Source organism: Methylocella silvestris, assembly GCF_002891535.1.
GTDB lineage: Bacteria > Pseudomonadota > Alphaproteobacteria > Rhizobiales > Beijerinckiaceae > Methylocapsa > Methylocapsa silvestris_A.
Genome location: NZ_PDZR01000005.1, coordinates 1 through 14,018, shown reverse-complemented (window position 1 = coordinate 14,018; position 14,018 = coordinate 1). Strand labels below are relative to the sequence as shown.

Below are 14,018 nucleotides of genomic sequence, written 5' to 3'. Positions count from 1 at the left end.
CATGAAGCTGCTCGTCGGCGCCGCTGCGCTGCTCGTCCTTGTGGCAGGAGCAGCCTTCTATCTGGCGTCGAAAAAAGCGCGCGCGCCGGAAAGCGCCGGGATCATCAGCATCACAGTTAACGCCGATTCCTGTGACCCAAACGAGCTCTCCGTGCCGGCTGGGCGCACCGTGTTCGAAATCGTCAACGCCTCGAAGCGTGTCGTCGAATGGGAGATCCTCGATGGCGTGATGGTGCTTGAGGAGCGCGAGAACATCGCGCCGGGGATTTCGGCGCGGCTCACCGCAAAGCTCAACCCGGGCGTCTACGAGATCACCTGCGGCATGCTCAACAATCCGCGCGGCAAGCTGACCGTCACGCCGTCGGCGCAATCGGCGGCCGAGGCGGCGCGGCCGCCAACGACGGCCTTCATCGGCCCGCTTGCAGAATATCAGGTCTATCTCGCGCTCGAGACCGAAGACCTGATCGAGGCGACGCAAAACCTCAGTGAGGCGATCAAGGCCGGCGATCTCGATCGCGCAAGATCGCTCTACGAGCCGGCGCGCGAGCCCTATCTGCACATCGCCCCGGCCGCGCAGCGGTTCGGCGATCTCGACGCGGCGATCAACGCCCTGCCGGATTATTTCGAAAAGCGTGAGCAAGACCCCGCCTTCTCCGGCTTCCATCGCCTCGAATATGGACTTTTCGGCCAAAATAGCCTCGCTGGCCTTGCTGCGGTCGCCGAAAAACTGGCGAACGACGTCGCGACGGTGAAGGAGCGCATCCGCGCTTTGAAAATCGCTCCCGAGGATATCGCCGCAGGCGCCTCGAAATGGCTCGCCAAGAGCGCCGACGCTGCGGCGTCGGGCGTCAGCGAGCGCTACGCCCACACCGATCAGGCCGATTTCGAGGCCGACGTCGCCGGCGCCGCCAAGAGCTTTGGCGTCCTGCGTCCCCTGATCGCCAAGGCCTCGCCGGACCTTCTCGCCCGCGTCGACGCGGGTTTCAAAGCCGCCAACGCTTCGATCGCGGCTTTGACGACAGGCGCTGACGCCGGCGCCGCGCGCGCCGCTGTGGCTGCCGACCTCCGTCAACTCTCGATCGAACTCGCAAAGCTAAACGCCGCCATCGGACTGGACTAGAACAATGTCGACTCGCAAGGCCCCTCCGCTCTCCCTTTCCCCGGATCGCCGCAGCCTTCTGCTCGCGGGCGGCGCTCTTGCCGGCGCGCTTTCAGCGGGCGCGCCGCAAAGGGCGCTCGCACAAAGCGATAGCAGCAATGTCACCAACGCGCCGATCAGCGAAAAACAGCAGCAGCGCAACCCTTTCTACGGCGCGCACCAGGCGGGAATCGTCACGCCGCGCCCCGAATTCGGCATGATCGCCACGTTCGATGTGATCGCCTCGAGCCCGCCCGACCTCGTGCGCCTGTTCAGGACGCTGACGACCCGCTTCGCCCTTTTGACGCAAGGATGGACCCCGCCGGAGGCTGACCCTCGCCTGCCGCCGCCGGACTCGGGGCTGCTCGGCCCGGTGGTCGAGCCGGACAATCTGACGGCGACCCTGTCGGTCGGCTCCTCGATGTTCGATGAGCGTTTTGGCCTCGAGAAAGTGAAGCCCGCGGTCCTGACGCGAATGACCAGTTTCAAGAATGATTCGCTGGATCCGGCGCTGTGCCACGGCGATCTGTCGCTGCAGTTTTCTTCAAATTCCGCTGACGCCAATATCCACGCGCTGCGCGACATCTTGAAGAGCCTGCCCGATCTTCTTGTGCTGCGCTGGAAGCAGGAGGGCTATGTTCCGGCGCTACCGGCAAAGCCCGGCCAGCCGCCGGAAAGCGCGCGCAATTTTCTCGGCTTCCGCGACGGATCAGCCAATCCGCACGCCGGCGATCCGGCGGTTATGAATGAGATCGTCTGGGTCCAGCCGGGCTCGAAAGAGCCGGCCTGGGCAGTCGGGGGAACCTATCAGGCTGTGCGCATCATCCGCAATTTCGTCGAACGCTGGGACCGCACGCCGCTTGGCGAGCAGGAGCGGATTATCGGCCGGAAGAAGCCATCCGGCGCGCCTTTCGACGGCAAAACCGAAGCGGATGTTCCAGATTTCGCCGCCGATCCCAAAGGCAAGATCACGCCGATGGACGCCCACATCAGGCTTGCCAATCCGCGCACGCCGGAAACCCGCGCCAATCTCATTTTGCGCCGCCCGTTCAACTATTCGAATGGCGTGTCCAAATCCGGCCAGCTCGAAATGGGCCTCCTCTTCATCGCCTATCAGGCCGATCTGGAGAAGGGATTTATCGCCGTCCAGCATCGGCTCGATGGCGAACCGCTCGAGGAATACATCAATCCGATTGGCGGCGGATTTTTCTACACGCTTCCAGGCGCCCGGGACGACCAGGATTTCCTCGGCCGCTCCATGCTGGAGGCGGCGGGCATCGCTCTGTCCTGAAGCCTTCAAACCACCCAGAGGCGTCCGCAGCGACGCCACCTCATTTCCCGGCAAAAAGATCCATGACGCGTCGCACGCGGCGATGAGATCAACCATACAGGAGCAAACAAATGAAATTGCCTCAGCGCCCAACTCGTCTTGCCGGGCTTCTTGCCGCAGGCGTCGCGCTCTCGATCGTAGGCGGCGCGCAATTCGCCCGCGCCGAGGTCGCGCCGCTCGATCTCGTCGCGCCTGTGACCGACTACAAGATTTACGTTTCGGCCGCGACAAAGAAGCTGGTCGCGGACACCAAGGCTTTTACCGACGCGGTGAAGGCCGGCGACCTCAAAAAGGCGCAGGCGCTGTTCGGGCCGACGCGCATGCATTATGAGCAGATCGAACCGATCGCCGAACTGTTCGACGATCTCGACAAGGCGATCGATTCGCGCGCCGATGATCACGACAAGAAAGAGGACGATGACGGCTTCACTGGCTTTCACCGCCTCGAATATGGGCTGTTCGAAAAAAAGAGCACGGACGGACTCTCGCCAACCGCCGACAAGCTGCAGACCGATGTCGAAGAACTCGCGAAGCGGATCAAGGATCTGACCTTCCCGCCAGAGAAGGTCGTCGGCGGCGCGGCGGCGTTGATGGAGGAAGTGGCCAAGACCAAGATCTCCGGCGAGGAAGATCGCTACAGCCATACCGACCTTTATGACTTCCAGGCCAATTTCGACGGCTCGAAGAAGATTTTCGACCTGTTCAAGCCTCTGATCGAAAAGAACGACAAGACCTTCGTCAAAAAGGTGGACGGCAATTTCACGACCGTTGCGAAGACGCTCGGCAAATACAAGACGGCGAACGGCTATGAATCCTATGAGAAGCTGACCGACGCCGACCGCAAGGTGCTCGCCGCCTCGGTTAACACGCTCGCCGAAGATCTGTCGACCTTGCGCGGAAAACTCGGACTCAATTAGCGCGCCGCCGGGGGAACTCACCCTTGCCGGACGCAGCCCGTCCGGCAAGGAATTGGATTTTTGGCCGAGCTAACCCTCGATTACGGCCACCACTGCGAATGTGTCTGGTTCGATGATGAGGATCTCATTGCCGACTCGAATGACGCGATAGCTGCTCCAGGCCGGAACGATATTGATGATCGTGGGAGGGACCGGCTCCCAATACTCTGTAATTGTGCGCGGAGCTGTCGCGCCAATCCGCAGGTTGACGTTGAGATTTGGCGCCTCCCTGATGTGGGCGCGCGCGAGTTCGGTATGGACTCTTGTCCGTTGTCCGGCGTCGATCTCGGAGGTTGCGGAGCGGTGGGTGTCGCCTGCTCCCCCAGCTCTGTTGCGATCGCCGGCGCTTTGCGCGCCGGCCTGCGGCTGACTGCCCGGTATTTCGCCGCCGGTTTGTTGCGCTGACGTCTTAGCCTCGCCGCTTTTTCCCACGCCGCTAACGGGGCGCTCGGCGCTCTGCGAGCCCGCCCCGCCTCCAGCCGGCGCCTCTGCTTTTGCAGCCGGGGCCGCCTTCCCGGGCGATGCCGCCAAACCCGCGCCGCCTGAGCCCTTCGCACCCGCGCCGCCTGCGGCTCCAGGTCCCGCTGGGCTGGCGTCCGCTGCGCCCGGTCCCGCGGCTCCCTGCTGGGCGCCCGCCGTTTGTGCGAGGCCCAGCGTCAAACCTGCAAAAAGTGCGGCCGTCGCCAGACGGCCAAATGCAATTCTCCGTGTCATGACGTTTTCCTTGGCTGATGATCCTGCGCGTTGAACTGGAGCTTAAGAAAGTAGTTCCGTCATAGACCCAGACAATTTCAGCCACGCAATGGTAGAACGAAAGGTTGGCAATTAGCTATTACACGTTGAAAGCGCCCGGCGGCTGGGTGTATTCGACGTCTGCCGCATGACATGCTTCGAATGAGCCGCTGGGAGCTGGCAGGGAACTTATCAACGCCGGCTGACGTTTGGGGGCCTGCAACGAAGAGTGAATTTTTTCAGCGTTGTTTTTTGATAAACCCAATCCCGAAAGGATCCGGCAATGTCCTCCAAATTCTTTTTATCGGTGCTGATGGCTTCGACTCTGATGAGCGGCGCGGCCGTGGCGCAGGGGCTCGTGCCCGGCGCGGAGCGCGGGGCGCAAGAAGGGGGCGCGGCGGCAGGCCCGGTCGGCGCAATCGTCGGGGGAGCCGTGGGAGCGGCAGCCGGCACGGTCGGCGGAATTTTGGGCGTCGAGCAGCGCCCCCGCTTTCGCAGCTACGTTCAGCGCGAGCATGTGACGTCCTACCGCTACGAAGAGCCCCTTCGCGTCGGCGCCGTGCTCCCGAACGCCGGAGTGACCTACTATGACGTCCCGCCGGAGTATCAAGCGCCAGGGTATCGCTACACCGTCGTCAATGGCGTGCCGGTCCTGGTGGACCCGAACACCGGACGCATCGTCGAAGTGATCGAGTAAACTCCGGTTGAAGGCGGCGGGCGTGAGGCTTTCCCTCTCGCCCCCTCGCTGCGAAGTCCAGTTAGACCGCCTCGCGCTTGGCTTCGCGCGCGAGGATCCTCATCAGATTGTCGTTGACGAGCCGCGCGGATTGGCTGAATGCCTCAAGCTTGGGCGTGATGTCGCGCCCGAGCTGGGCGGCCTTTTCAGCGCCAAGGGCTTTCTCCAGACTTTCCCGATATTCCGGAATCTGCTCCCATTCGTCGACCGCGGAGGCCTCGATCTCCATGTGGAACTGCACGCCATAGGCATGCCGCCCGTAACGGATCGCCTGCGCCGGACAGGCCGAGTTGCCGGCGAGGATCTTTGCGCCGGGCGGCAGGCGTGACACCTCGGCGCCATGCCACTGGAACGTTTCAAAGCCCGCCGCAAAGCCTTGAAACAGGGGATCATCCTGTCCCGACGGCGTCAGATCGACGGCGGACAGGCCGACTTCGGGGCGCGCCATAAGACCGACCTTGCCGCCAAGCGAGGCGGCAAGGAGCTGATGGCCGAGGCAGACGCCGAAATAGGGCCGCTCCAGCCGTTCGACCCAATGCCGGATCGCCGCCTTCTCGCGCGCGAGCCATGGATGCGCCTTCTCCTGCCAGACGTCCATCGGCCCGCCCATGACGACAAGGAGATCGTAGCCGTCAAGGGTCGGGATCGGTTCCCCCTCATCGAGTTCGACGGCGCGCCATTCATGGCCCGCCTCGGACCAAAAGCTGCGGAAGATGCCGGGATGCTCGACCGAAAGATGCTGAAAGACCAGAATACGCATCTAAACTCCCTGACAGAGGGCCAAAGATCTTTGCCTTGACGCTTGGCGGTCAGCCCTGGTTGTTGACGGAACTCGTTGAAGCAAGATGCGAGCCCTCGCAGCCCTATTGAAAAGAATATTTTTATAGTGGAAAGAAACAGCGCGGCGCGTCAAGGGCGTCAATCCAAAGCCTGACGCGCTGCGGGGGGACAGCCCCAAGCTCGCGCAGAGCGCCGGCGCTCCCCATATGAGACGCCCTGTTAGCTGAACGAGGAAGGCCATGCCCTTGACTCCGCCTGCTGCGGCCCTGCCTTCGGGTGCCTGGCCGGACCTCCCGTTTGAGGCCTGGCGCGACACGGCCGCGACGCTGCATCTCATGACGCAGATCGTCGGCAAGGTTCGGCTGCGACATACGCCCGCGCTCAATCATGCCTGGACTGGGACGCTTTACCTCGCCGCGCGCGGCCTGACGACGGGGCCTATGTTCGATCGCGGGCGCGTGTTTGAAATCCGCTTCGACTTCATCGACCATCTGCTCATCGTCGAGGCAAGTGATGGCGCCCGATGGAGCGCGCCGCTGCGTGCGCAGCCGATCGCCGATTTTTTTGCGGCGTTCATCGCCGGTCTCGAAAGTCTCGGTTTGCCGTCGAAAATCAGCGGGACGCCGAATGAACTGCCGGAGCCCATCCGCTTCAGCGAGGACCGCGTTCACGCCGCCTATGACGCCGACTATGCGCATCGCTTCTGGACAGCGCTGCTGGCGATCGATCGCGTTTTGCAGAATTTTCGCGCCGCCTTCATCGGCAAGAGCAGCCCCGTGCATTTTTTCTGGGGCAGTTTTGATCTTGCCGCGACGCGATTTTCCGGCCGGCGGGCGCCGCCGCATCCGGGCGGCGTTCCGCACCTGCCGCTCGCCGTCGTCCGCGACGCCTATTCACATGAGGTGAGCAGCGCCGGCTTCTGGCCGGGCGGGGGAGGGATCGACTATCCGGCTTTCTATTCCTACGCCTATCCGGCCCCCGAGGGTTTTTCGTCCGCCCCGGTCCAACCCGATGGCGCGTTTTTCAGTGAGGCGTTGCAAGAGTTCATTCTGCCCTATGACAGCGTGCGCACGGCGCCCTCGCCGGAGGCCGCGCTGATGCGTTTCTTGCAAAGCACCTATCTTGCGGCGGCGGAGCGCGGCAAATGGGATCGAACCTCGCTCGAACGCGGCTACGATCCTGTGGATCAACCCTTGGTTTGAGGCGGCAAGGATTTTGAATGACTGAACACGCCGCCGCCGTTCCGCCCGCCCCGCTCGTTCGCGGGGCGCCCGTTTGATCAGTCTGTTCGAGATTTTCAAGCTCGGCATCGGACCCTCCTCGTCGCACACCGTCGGCCCGATGAAGGCGGCGGCGGCCTTTACCGATGGGCTGCGCCTTGCCGGCCTCCTCGCCGCGACGAAGCGCTTGCGCGTTGATTTTTTCGGGTCGCTCGCCTGGACGGGGCGCGGCCATGCCAGCGACAAGGCGGTGATGCTGGGTCTTGCCGGCGAGCGTCCCGACACGGTCGATCCGGATCATGCCGATCAGATCATCGCGGATATTGGACAAAGCCGTTCGCTTTCCTTGGGCGGCCTCAAGGCGATTGGTTTTGACCCCGCCCGCGACATTGTTTTTGACCGTATGAGCGAGACGCCGCGTCATCCGAACACGTTGCGCTTGCGCGCCTTCGACGACGATGAACGCCTCCTTTCGGACGAGCGTTGGTGCTCGATCGGCGGCGGTTTTATCACGCGGGAGGACGAACTGGACCACGTCGCCGGCGTGGCAGTCGATCTTCCCTATCCCTTTGCGGACGCGGCCGAGCTTCTCGATATGTGCGCGACGGCAGGGCTGTCGATCGCAGGGATCGTCGAGGCCAATGAACTCGCCGTGCGCTCCGCAGTGGAGGTCGACCGTCATATCAATCTTGTCATTGATACGATGATGAACGCCATTGATCGCGGGCTTCGCTTCGATGGCGAACTGCCGGGCGGCCTGCGCGTGCGCCGGCGCGCCAAAATGCTGCTCGCGAAATTCGAAGCGGCCCGGATTCATAATCAACGGGCGCCGCACGAGATCATGGATCGCATCAGCCTGTTTGCGATCGCCGTCAACGAAGAAAATGCCGCGGGCGGCCGCATCGTCACTGCGCCGACGAATGGCGCGGCTGGCGTTGTGCCCGCGGTGTTGCGCTACTATCGCGACTATTGCCCCGGCGCCTCGGACGCTGGGATGCGCGCCTTTATCCTGACGGCGGCGGCGGTTGGCGCGCTGTTCAAGATGAACGCCTCGATCTCCGGCGCCGAGGTTGGCTGCCAGGGGGAGGTCGGCGTCGCCTGCTCGATGGCTGCGGCCGGTCTCGCCGCGGCGCTCGGCGGCTCGAATGAGCAGATTGAGAACGCCGCCGAGATCGGCATGGAGCATCATCTCGGCATGACCTGTGATCCGATCGGCGGGCTCGTGCAGATCCCCTGCATCGAACGCAACGCCTTCGGCGCGGTCAAGGCCGTGAACGCCGCCTCGCTCGCCCTCAACGGCGATGGCGTCCATCGCGTCTCGCTGGATCAGGTCATCGCGACCATGTATCAAACCGGCGCCGACATGCAGAGCAAATATAAAGAGACCTCGCAAGGCGGCCTCGCGGTCAATTTTACGGAGTGCTGACCGCTCGCGGGGCGGAGCGGCGCCGCTGCTTTCACGAGGCCGACGCCTCCTCATAGGGGTTGTCGATCAGGGGCTTTGCGCCGTCATTCGGAGGCGCCTGAAGATCGTCGCGCTTCCCGAACTTGGCGCGGTTGTCGAAACCGCTCGCGGTTTGCGCCGCGCGAAGCTTTTCGATCTCGCTTTCGCGGCCGTCGAGATAGCGGCTCCATTTATAGTTGTCGGCGAGGAATTTATCGGCCGAGGCGACATACTCGCCCTTATGATCGAGGATCGCGATCGGGCTGAGCTCGACGCCGAACATCAAAAGCGCCCAGAGAAAGGTGTTGAGATTGTGAACGCCGGGCTTGTAGTGGCCGCTATCGGTGCGAATTCCGAGGATGCGGCCGCTCCTGACCAGCATGGTGCCGGCCATGATGACGCGGGCGCCGCCATTATAGGATGAATGAAATTGATGCGCGTCCCGATCCTGCTTGCGCATATAAATTTCGCGATCGAGCGTCATCACGAAGCCGCAATAGCTTGGCGACTGGCCGCCCATCTCGCCGCGCTTCATCTCGATGTAGCCGTGATATGACGAGGCCAATTGCTTCTTCAGGCTACGCGAATTCTCCCACCATGGAACCTGATAGGCGAGACCGTCCTTGAACCACAGCCGGGCGCGGGCGCGTTCGTCGTCGCTGAACGCTTTGAGCGGAGAACTCTGGTCCGTGACATGGCCGCCAGCGCTCATGCCAAGGCCGAGGAACTCCTTCAGCGCATTGGAAAGCTCGACATCCGAATGAACGACAAAGGCGACTTTTAACTGCTTCACGACCGCGCCGAACAAATTCATCATCGCGGGATAGCGGCCCTTTTCGCAGTTGACGTTGCGCGCGTGAAAACTCTTCACCCAACAATCGATGGTGAGAAAGAGGTCGCAGAGAATGAGGCTCTGGCGGCCGGGATCCGTTTCCGATTTCTGGTAGTCTTCAAGCAACCGATCGACGCGCGTCAGGATGATGTCTTGCTTGCGGGTCGCGAACGCGACGCTGGAATCGCGCATCCACAGGGTGAGCGATGGAATGTCGGCATAAGTAACTTGAGCCATGACGCTGTTTCTCCGATCCTTGCGCCGCCGGCCGGAATTGCCGCGGCAGGTCCGTTGAAGCGCAATTTTCGGGGCCGCTCTGGTGGAAAATCCCACATCGCGGCGGTTGGAGAATATTTCCGACCCGCGGTTGGAGCGCATCCTCCAGGCGTAAAACTCCGCAGCTTTGCGAAAAAATTCCCCGGCTCAGCGCGTCTGCCAGACCTCGCCTGGCTGCAGCGGAACGAAATGCTTCGCCGCGACGCCGTGGGCATTGAGGGCGATGGCAAGCTCCCGCGGGGGCGCGTCATGGGCTTCGTCGCTGAGATGGAAGGCGCCCCAGTGCACGCCAAGCGCCTGGAGCGCGCCGCATTCGCGCATGATCGCGACCGCCTCGGCCGGATCGACATGTTGCGGCGACATGAACCAGCGCGGCGCATAGGCGCCGATCGGAATGATCGCGACCGCGGGCGCGCCGAATTGGCGGCGCACGCTGCGAAAAATCCTTCCGTCGCCAAAGCCTGTGTCGCCGACGTGGTAGATGAGGCCTGCCGGCGTCTCGATGGCGAAGCCGCACCAGAGCGACATGTTGCGATCGCTCAAGGTTCGCGCCGACCAGTGACGCGCCGGCGTCAGGCTTGCGGCGACGCTGTCCGACAGCGCGAAGCGATCGCCCCAGTCGCCGGTTGCGACTTCCATATCGGGATCGCCGCGGCGGATGATCGCGTCATTGCCGAGCGGCGCCAGGATGCGCGGGCGATGAATGCGCCACAGGCGGCGCAGAGTCGGCATGTCGAGATGATCGTAATGCGCATGGGTGATAAGCACGACGTCGATCGGCGGCAGATCGTCGAAGGCGACGCCGGGCGGGTTGACGCGCTTTGGTCCCGCGAAGGAGAACGGGCTGGCGCGGTCCGACCAATGCGGATCGACCAGAATGTTGCAGAGGCCCGCCTGGATTAGCATCGAGGCGTGGCCGATCAGGGTGATCCTGAGGTCGGCGACGCGTTCCGGCGGATGATCGACGTAGGGGCTCGGAACAGACTTCGGCCATTTCGCCTTGGCGCCCGAAAAGCGCCAGCGCAGAAGCGCGCCGAGCCCGCGGCTTCTGCGCTCATCGTCCGGATTGAAGAAACGATCGCCGTCGAAATGGTCGGACGGGGGGCCTGCGTAATAGCGGTTCCGCTTTGAGCCGGGCATCTTTATTTATTCCAGATACAGAGTAAAAACAATAGGTTGCCGCCAGGGTAAGTCAAGCGTAAGGCTGAAGCAAAGAGGGGCCCCGGAGCGCGACATGACCAAATCCGCCGATCCCACGCAAAACGGCGCCAGCGATGGCGAGGCGTTGTTATCTTTGATGGAGACTCGCCGCTCCGCCGCCGTCGCCGCCATCGGCGAACCCGGCCCTGATGACGGCCAACTCCGCCGCATCCTGACGATCGCCTGCCGCGCGCCCGACCATGGCGCGCTCGAGCCCTGGCGCTTTATTCTGATCGAGGGCGAGGCGCGCGCGGATGCGAGCCGCGAAGTTGCGCGCAGCTACGCCGTCGAATACGCCGCGACGGAGCCCGCAAAGCTTCAGAAATTTACGGCGCTGATGGCGCGGATTTTTATCGCCGCGCCGGTCACGATCATCGTCGTCAGCAGCCCTGATCCCGCCGCGAAAATCTCACTCTTCGAGCAGGAGCTGTCCGCGGGCGCCGTTTGCATGAATCTTCTGACGGCCGCCAACGCCCTCGGCTTTGACGCCAACTGGGTCACGGGCTTTGCCGCGACCAGCGTGGGGGCGCGCGCGCTTTTCGGGGTCCGCGCCCACGAAAAAGTGGCGGGCGTGATTTTCCTTGGCACGGCGAAAGAGCGTCCGGCCGAGCGCAAACGGCCGGACATCGACGCCATCGTCAGCCGCTGGACGCCAGCCTGAGTACGGGCGTTCGGCGAGAAATCAGTCGAGGACGCCTTCGAGCGCGTAATGGCTGATCGTCGCGCGGTTTTCGATGAGTTCATCGACGCTTGGCTGGAAATTCATCGCCCGCGCGATGGCGAGCTTCGTCGCCTCGTAATTGGTGCGGTAGAGGTCGCGTCTGTCGAGGTTCGGGTCGCTGGCGCAGCGCCGGTCGAGCCAGACCATGATGATCATGCAAAGATCATTCGCCTGATCCTTGGGCAGCACGCCGTCCTTCAGGCAATCGACGATGGCGTCGCCTGTCGCCGCCTGCACGACCCCGCCGAGCAATTCGACATAGGCGGTCGAGTTCACGGTGACCTTAGTCGTCATCATGGTCGGCGGACGAACCATTTGATTGAGGTCGCGGATGACGAACATGCGCGGGTGGCCGGCGCTTTGCCCCGCCATGGCGGCGAAGGCGTGGCCGACCGGGCCCTTGACGTCACCGATCATCACCTCGGGCATGGCGTCGGTAAATTGCCCGTCCGCCGCCATAACCGTCGCCTCGCCCGTGCGCAGCCAAATTTCGCTCATGGTCAATCCCGTTGATGAATGAGGCGGTCGAATAGCACCGTCTCGAACGGCGCGGAAGGGCGATCATCGGCGGCGTCGTCCCAGATCGAGGCAGCAGCCGGCGATGATCGCGAAATTCTCGCGCGTTGAGCAGAGATGAATGGCGCGATTCAAATGGCGGCGTGAAATACATGCCGAAGCGGCCGGAACCGCAATACTTGCGGAGATGAACGATCGGCGTCTTGCAAAGGCGTCATTTGTAGGAAATCTATATCACGGCCGAGTGCTCCAACAAGCATCTCCGGCGGCCGCCGACGTCGAGTTTCGGTTTCTACTTCTAAGAAAAGGCGGCGCTGCTCCGAAATACCGCGCTACAAGCCAAACCGCTCTGCGTTAAATTTATACACCAGATTCAAAATTTCGGCTGTTTGTCAAATTGACGCATAGCCCGCTTGTGTTCGCCGCGCAGTCGCCCTATGTTGGGGCATGTCGTGTTTTCCACCGACGACTTGGCTATCGCATTTTGCGTCTGCTGACGACCTCTCAAAAACGACGATGCGACATCGGCGTCATCGATTGACGCTCGCCTATTACGATTCTAGGGATGCCTTATATGACTACGGGAACTGTGAAGTGGTTCAATCCAGACAAGGGATACGGCTTTATCCAGCCTGATGACGGCGGGAAAGACGTGTTCGTCCACATCAGCGCTGTGGAGCAATCAGGGTTGCGTCACCTGCAGGAAGGCCAGAAGATCAACTACGAAGTGATCGCGGACAAGCGGACCGGCAAATCGTCGGCCGGCAATCTTCGCGCAGCCTGAACGACGCCATTTCTAAAGCCCTGGCCAACGCCGGGGCTTTTTCATTGAGCTCGTCTCAAGTATTGGTTGATCGTCGACAATAAATTCCGCCGAGACGCAAGTCACGGCGGCATGAGATCTGGACCGAAAGCGTGCGGAAGCAGCAAGTGTAGCGAAAAGCTCGTGCGAACGCCGCCGGGGCCGGCGACATGGATGCGCGGATCGCCGCCCCCCGCAAACTCGAAGATTCTTTGCCGGCACGCGCCACAGGGCGTCACCAAGGCATCGCCCTCGCCAACAATCAAAATTTCGGAAATCTGCCGCTCGCCGGCGAGCACCATCGCCGCGATCGCTCCTGCCTCTGCGCATGTGCCGACCGGAAACGACGCGCTCTCGACATTCACGCCGCTATAGATGGAGCCGGACGGGGTGCGGATGGAGGCGGCGACCTTGAAGCGCGAATAGGGCGCATAGGCGTTCTGGCGCGCTACGGAGGCGGCTTCAAATAAGGCGTCCAACGCCGCGGCAGCCGGAGAATCTGGCAGCGTTCCCTCCGGTGCAAATAATCGAAATGAGGTCCAGCCGCAAAAATGCGATAGCGCGTGAGTCGCTACCGCATCCTTGTTTCTTTTAAAAGCTTTATTCCGAGTCGGGCTTCTTCGGGCCGCCGTGGGAGGCGTGACCGCCCTTGCGGCCGGCTTCCGAAGCGAGCGTGTGATTGCGCGAGAAGCTGCGCTTGTTCGGGTTGACGCTCTGACCGCCCTTGCGGCCGGCCTCAGCAGCGAGGCCGGGGTTTTGCGAAAAGCTGCGCTTTTCATGCGGAACGCTTTCGCCGCCCTTGCGAGCGATCGCGCGCTGCTTTTCCGGGTCCATCGAGGCGAAGCCTCGCGTAGAGGTTTTTTTGGTGGTTTCGACTGCGCTCATCGCTTTGCTCTCTCTGAATAGACGTCTTGAAAATGTAATGTCTGGCGCCGCTAAAGGTTTCGGCAGTTTGTTCAAGATCACGTTATTTACCGAAAGATTTGATGCTGCGATGCAGTAAACGTTGTTTCAGAACGACATGGTCTATATTTGGGCGCCTGCACTCGCGCCAAAACATAGTCCGACCATCATTCTGATCCTAAGTTCCTAACGCGACGGCGCCGCTAAAGGTTTCCTGATCAAGAAAGTTTGTGGTTCGACAGAGAATAAGTCGACGCTACAAGACGTTTCGATCCGCCGATCGCGCCGTGGTTTTCGGCGCAGCCTAGGTCCTGTTGACAAATACCCTCATCCATAGTCGGACGGCGGCGATGAGGACGAAGCCGCGGTAGCTTTCGGCGGTCTTGTCGTAGCGGGTCGCCAAGCGGCGCCAGTTTTTCAGTTTGTTGAAGC

General features: G+C 62.1%; 15 protein-coding genes and 1 pseudogene. 8 read left to right on the top strand and 8 right to left on the bottom strand.

Going from position 1 to position 14,018, the window contains the following annotated elements; translation table 11 throughout:
• The first annotated feature begins 1 nt into the window (after nt 1).
• The 3 genes from efeO (CR492_RS06595) to efeO (CR492_RS06585) all read left to right on the top strand — a co-directional run bounded on the left by efeO (CR492_RS06595) (nt 2) and on the right by efeO (CR492_RS06585) (nt 3,385).
• On the top strand, nt 2-1,120 hold the full coding sequence (gene efeO, locus CR492_RS06595) for an iron uptake system protein EfeO (protein ID WP_245411994.1): 1,119 nt from the start codon (nt 2-4) through the stop codon (nt 1,118-1,120).
• 4 nt (nt 1,121-1,124) lie between these two features.
• Entirely contained in the window at nt 1,125-2,429 is a 1,305-nt protein-coding gene (efeB, locus tag CR492_RS06590) for an iron uptake transporter deferrochelatase/peroxidase subunit (RefSeq protein ID WP_102842956.1), read from the top strand.
• 110 nt (nt 2,430-2,539) lie between these two features.
• Nucleotides 2,540-3,385 (top strand): iron uptake system protein EfeO, encoded by an 846-nt coding sequence (gene efeO, locus CR492_RS06585; RefSeq protein ID WP_102842955.1) that lies wholly within the window; start codon nt 2,540-2,542, stop codon nt 3,383-3,385.
• A gap of 69 nt (nt 3,386-3,454) precedes the next feature.
• On the opposite strand, the gene CR492_RS06580 is transcribed toward efeO (CR492_RS06585), so the two are convergent.
• Nucleotides 3,455-4,138: a DUF1236 domain-containing protein gene (locus CR492_RS06580; protein ID WP_146030190.1), complete on the bottom strand. Its 684-nt coding sequence runs from the start codon at nt 4,136-4,138 to the stop codon at nt 3,455-3,457.
• Nucleotides 4,139-4,439: 301 nt separating this feature from the next.
• On the opposite strand from CR492_RS06580, the gene CR492_RS06575 reads away from it, so the two are divergent.
• The gene (locus tag CR492_RS06575) at nt 4,440-4,853 is read left to right on the top strand and encodes a DUF1236 domain-containing protein (protein WP_102842953.1); all 414 of its coding nucleotides are present in this window, start codon (nt 4,440-4,442) and stop codon (nt 4,851-4,853) included.
• Between the two features lie 61 nt (nt 4,854-4,914).
• Here CR492_RS06575 and CR492_RS06570 read toward each other — a convergent pair whose 3' ends face one another.
• Complete coding sequence (locus tag CR492_RS06570) at nt 4,915-5,652, bottom strand: type 1 glutamine amidotransferase (RefSeq protein WP_102842952.1); 738 nt, start codon at nt 5,650-5,652, stop codon at nt 4,915-4,917.
• A 259-nt stretch (nt 5,653-5,911) separates the two neighbouring features.
• Here CR492_RS06570 and CR492_RS06565 point away from each other — a divergent pair, with 259 nt between their 5' ends.
• The gene (locus CR492_RS06565) at nt 5,912-6,874 is read left to right on the top strand and encodes a DUF5996 family protein (RefSeq protein WP_180982455.1); all 963 of its coding nucleotides are present in this window, start codon (nt 5,912-5,914) and stop codon (nt 6,872-6,874) included.
• A 73-nt stretch (nt 6,875-6,947) separates the two neighbouring features.
• Nucleotides 6,948-8,318: an L-serine ammonia-lyase gene (locus CR492_RS06560; RefSeq protein ID WP_102842951.1), complete on the top strand. Its 1,371-nt coding sequence runs from the start codon at nt 6,948-6,950 to the stop codon at nt 8,316-8,318.
• Nucleotides 8,319-8,349: 31 nt separating this feature from the next.
• Here the strand turns inward: CR492_RS06560 and CR492_RS06555 are convergent, their stop codons facing one another.
• Entirely contained in the window at nt 8,350-9,405 is a 1,056-nt protein-coding gene (locus tag CR492_RS06555; RefSeq protein ID WP_146030189.1) for a hypothetical protein, read from the bottom strand.
• Between the two features lie 186 nt (nt 9,406-9,591).
• Nucleotides 9,592-10,584 (bottom strand): MBL fold metallo-hydrolase, encoded by a 993-nt coding sequence (locus tag CR492_RS06550; protein WP_102842949.1) that lies wholly within the window; start codon nt 10,582-10,584, stop codon nt 9,592-9,594.
• 94 nt (nt 10,585-10,678) lie between these two features.
• Here CR492_RS06550 and CR492_RS06545 point away from each other — a divergent pair, with 94 nt between their 5' ends.
• Nucleotides 10,679-11,305 carry a nitroreductase family protein gene (locus CR492_RS06545; protein ID WP_102842948.1) on the top strand — a complete coding sequence of 209 codons (627 nt, stop codon included), beginning with the start codon at nt 10,679-10,681 and terminating at the stop codon, nt 11,303-11,305.
• Nucleotides 11,306-11,326: 21 nt separating this feature from the next.
• On the opposite strand, the gene CR492_RS06540 is transcribed toward CR492_RS06545, so the two are convergent.
• The gene (locus tag CR492_RS06540; protein ID WP_102842947.1) at nt 11,327-11,863 is read right to left on the bottom strand and encodes a formaldehyde-activating enzyme; all 537 of its coding nucleotides are present in this window, start codon (nt 11,861-11,863) and stop codon (nt 11,327-11,329) included.
• A gap of 592 nt (nt 11,864-12,455) precedes the next feature.
• On the opposite strand from CR492_RS06540, the gene CR492_RS06535 reads away from it, so the two are divergent.
• Nucleotides 12,456-12,665, top strand: coding sequence for a cold-shock protein (locus CR492_RS06535; protein ID WP_012590813.1), 210 nt, complete (start codon nt 12,456-12,458; stop codon nt 12,663-12,665).
• A gap of 101 nt (nt 12,666-12,766) precedes the next feature.
• Here the strand turns inward: CR492_RS06535 and CR492_RS06530 are convergent, their stop codons facing one another.
• From CR492_RS06530 to CR492_RS06520, 3 genes and pseudogenes are all read right to left on the bottom strand, one after another.
• Nucleotides 12,767-13,162, bottom strand: a complete 396-nt coding sequence (locus CR492_RS06530; RefSeq protein ID WP_245411993.1) for a cytidine deaminase — start codon at nt 13,160-13,162, stop codon at nt 12,767-12,769.
• Nucleotides 13,163-13,283: 121 nt separating this feature from the next.
• Nucleotides 13,284-13,568, bottom strand: coding sequence for a KGG domain-containing protein (locus CR492_RS06525; protein ID WP_102842946.1), 285 nt, complete (start codon nt 13,566-13,568; stop codon nt 13,284-13,286).
• A gap of 322 nt (nt 13,569-13,890) precedes the next feature.
• Nucleotides 13,891-14,018, bottom strand: a pseudogene (locus CR492_RS06520) (IS5 family transposase); the annotation flags it as partial.

Bases quoted from the DNA above. Each gene is read 5' to 3' on its own strand.
- efeO (WP_245411994.1), top strand. From the start codon at position 2: ATGAAGCTGCTCGTCGGCGCCGCTGCGCTGCTCGTCCTTGTGGCAGGA.
- efeB (WP_102842956.1), top strand. From the start codon at position 1,125: ATGTCGACTCGCAAGGCCCCTCCGCTCTCCCTTTCCCCGGATCGCCGC.
- efeO (WP_102842955.1), top strand. From the start codon at position 2,540: ATGAAATTGCCTCAGCGCCCAACTCGTCTTGCCGGGCTTCTTGCCGCA.
- CR492_RS06580 (WP_146030190.1), bottom strand. From the start codon at position 4,138: ATGACACGGAGAATTGCATTTGGCCGTCTGGCGACGGCCGCACTTTTT.
- CR492_RS06575 (WP_102842953.1), top strand. From the start codon at position 4,440: ATGTCCTCCAAATTCTTTTTATCGGTGCTGATGGCTTCGACTCTGATG.
- CR492_RS06570 (WP_102842952.1), bottom strand. From the start codon at position 5,652: ATGCGTATTCTGGTCTTTCAGCATCTTTCGGTCGAGCATCCCGGCATC.
- CR492_RS06565 (WP_180982455.1), top strand. From the start codon at position 5,912: ATGCCCTTGACTCCGCCTGCTGCGGCCCTGCCTTCGGGTGCCTGGCCG.
- CR492_RS06555 (WP_146030189.1), bottom strand. From the start codon at position 9,405: ATGGCTCAAGTTACTTATGCCGACATTCCATCGCTCACCCTGTGGATG.
- CR492_RS06550 (WP_102842949.1), bottom strand. From the start codon at position 10,584: ATGCCCGGCTCAAAGCGGAACCGCTATTACGCAGGCCCCCCGTCCGAC.
- CR492_RS06545 (WP_102842948.1), top strand. From the start codon at position 10,679: ATGACCAAATCCGCCGATCCCACGCAAAACGGCGCCAGCGATGGCGAG.
- CR492_RS06540 (WP_102842947.1), bottom strand. From the start codon at position 11,863: ATGAGCGAAATTTGGCTGCGCACGGGCGAGGCGACGGTTATGGCGGCG.
- CR492_RS06535 (WP_012590813.1), top strand. From the start codon at position 12,456: ATGACTACGGGAACTGTGAAGTGGTTCAATCCAGACAAGGGATACGGC.
- CR492_RS06525 (WP_102842946.1), bottom strand. From the start codon at position 13,568: ATGAGCGCAGTCGAAACCACCAAAAAAACCTCTACGCGAGGCTTCGCC.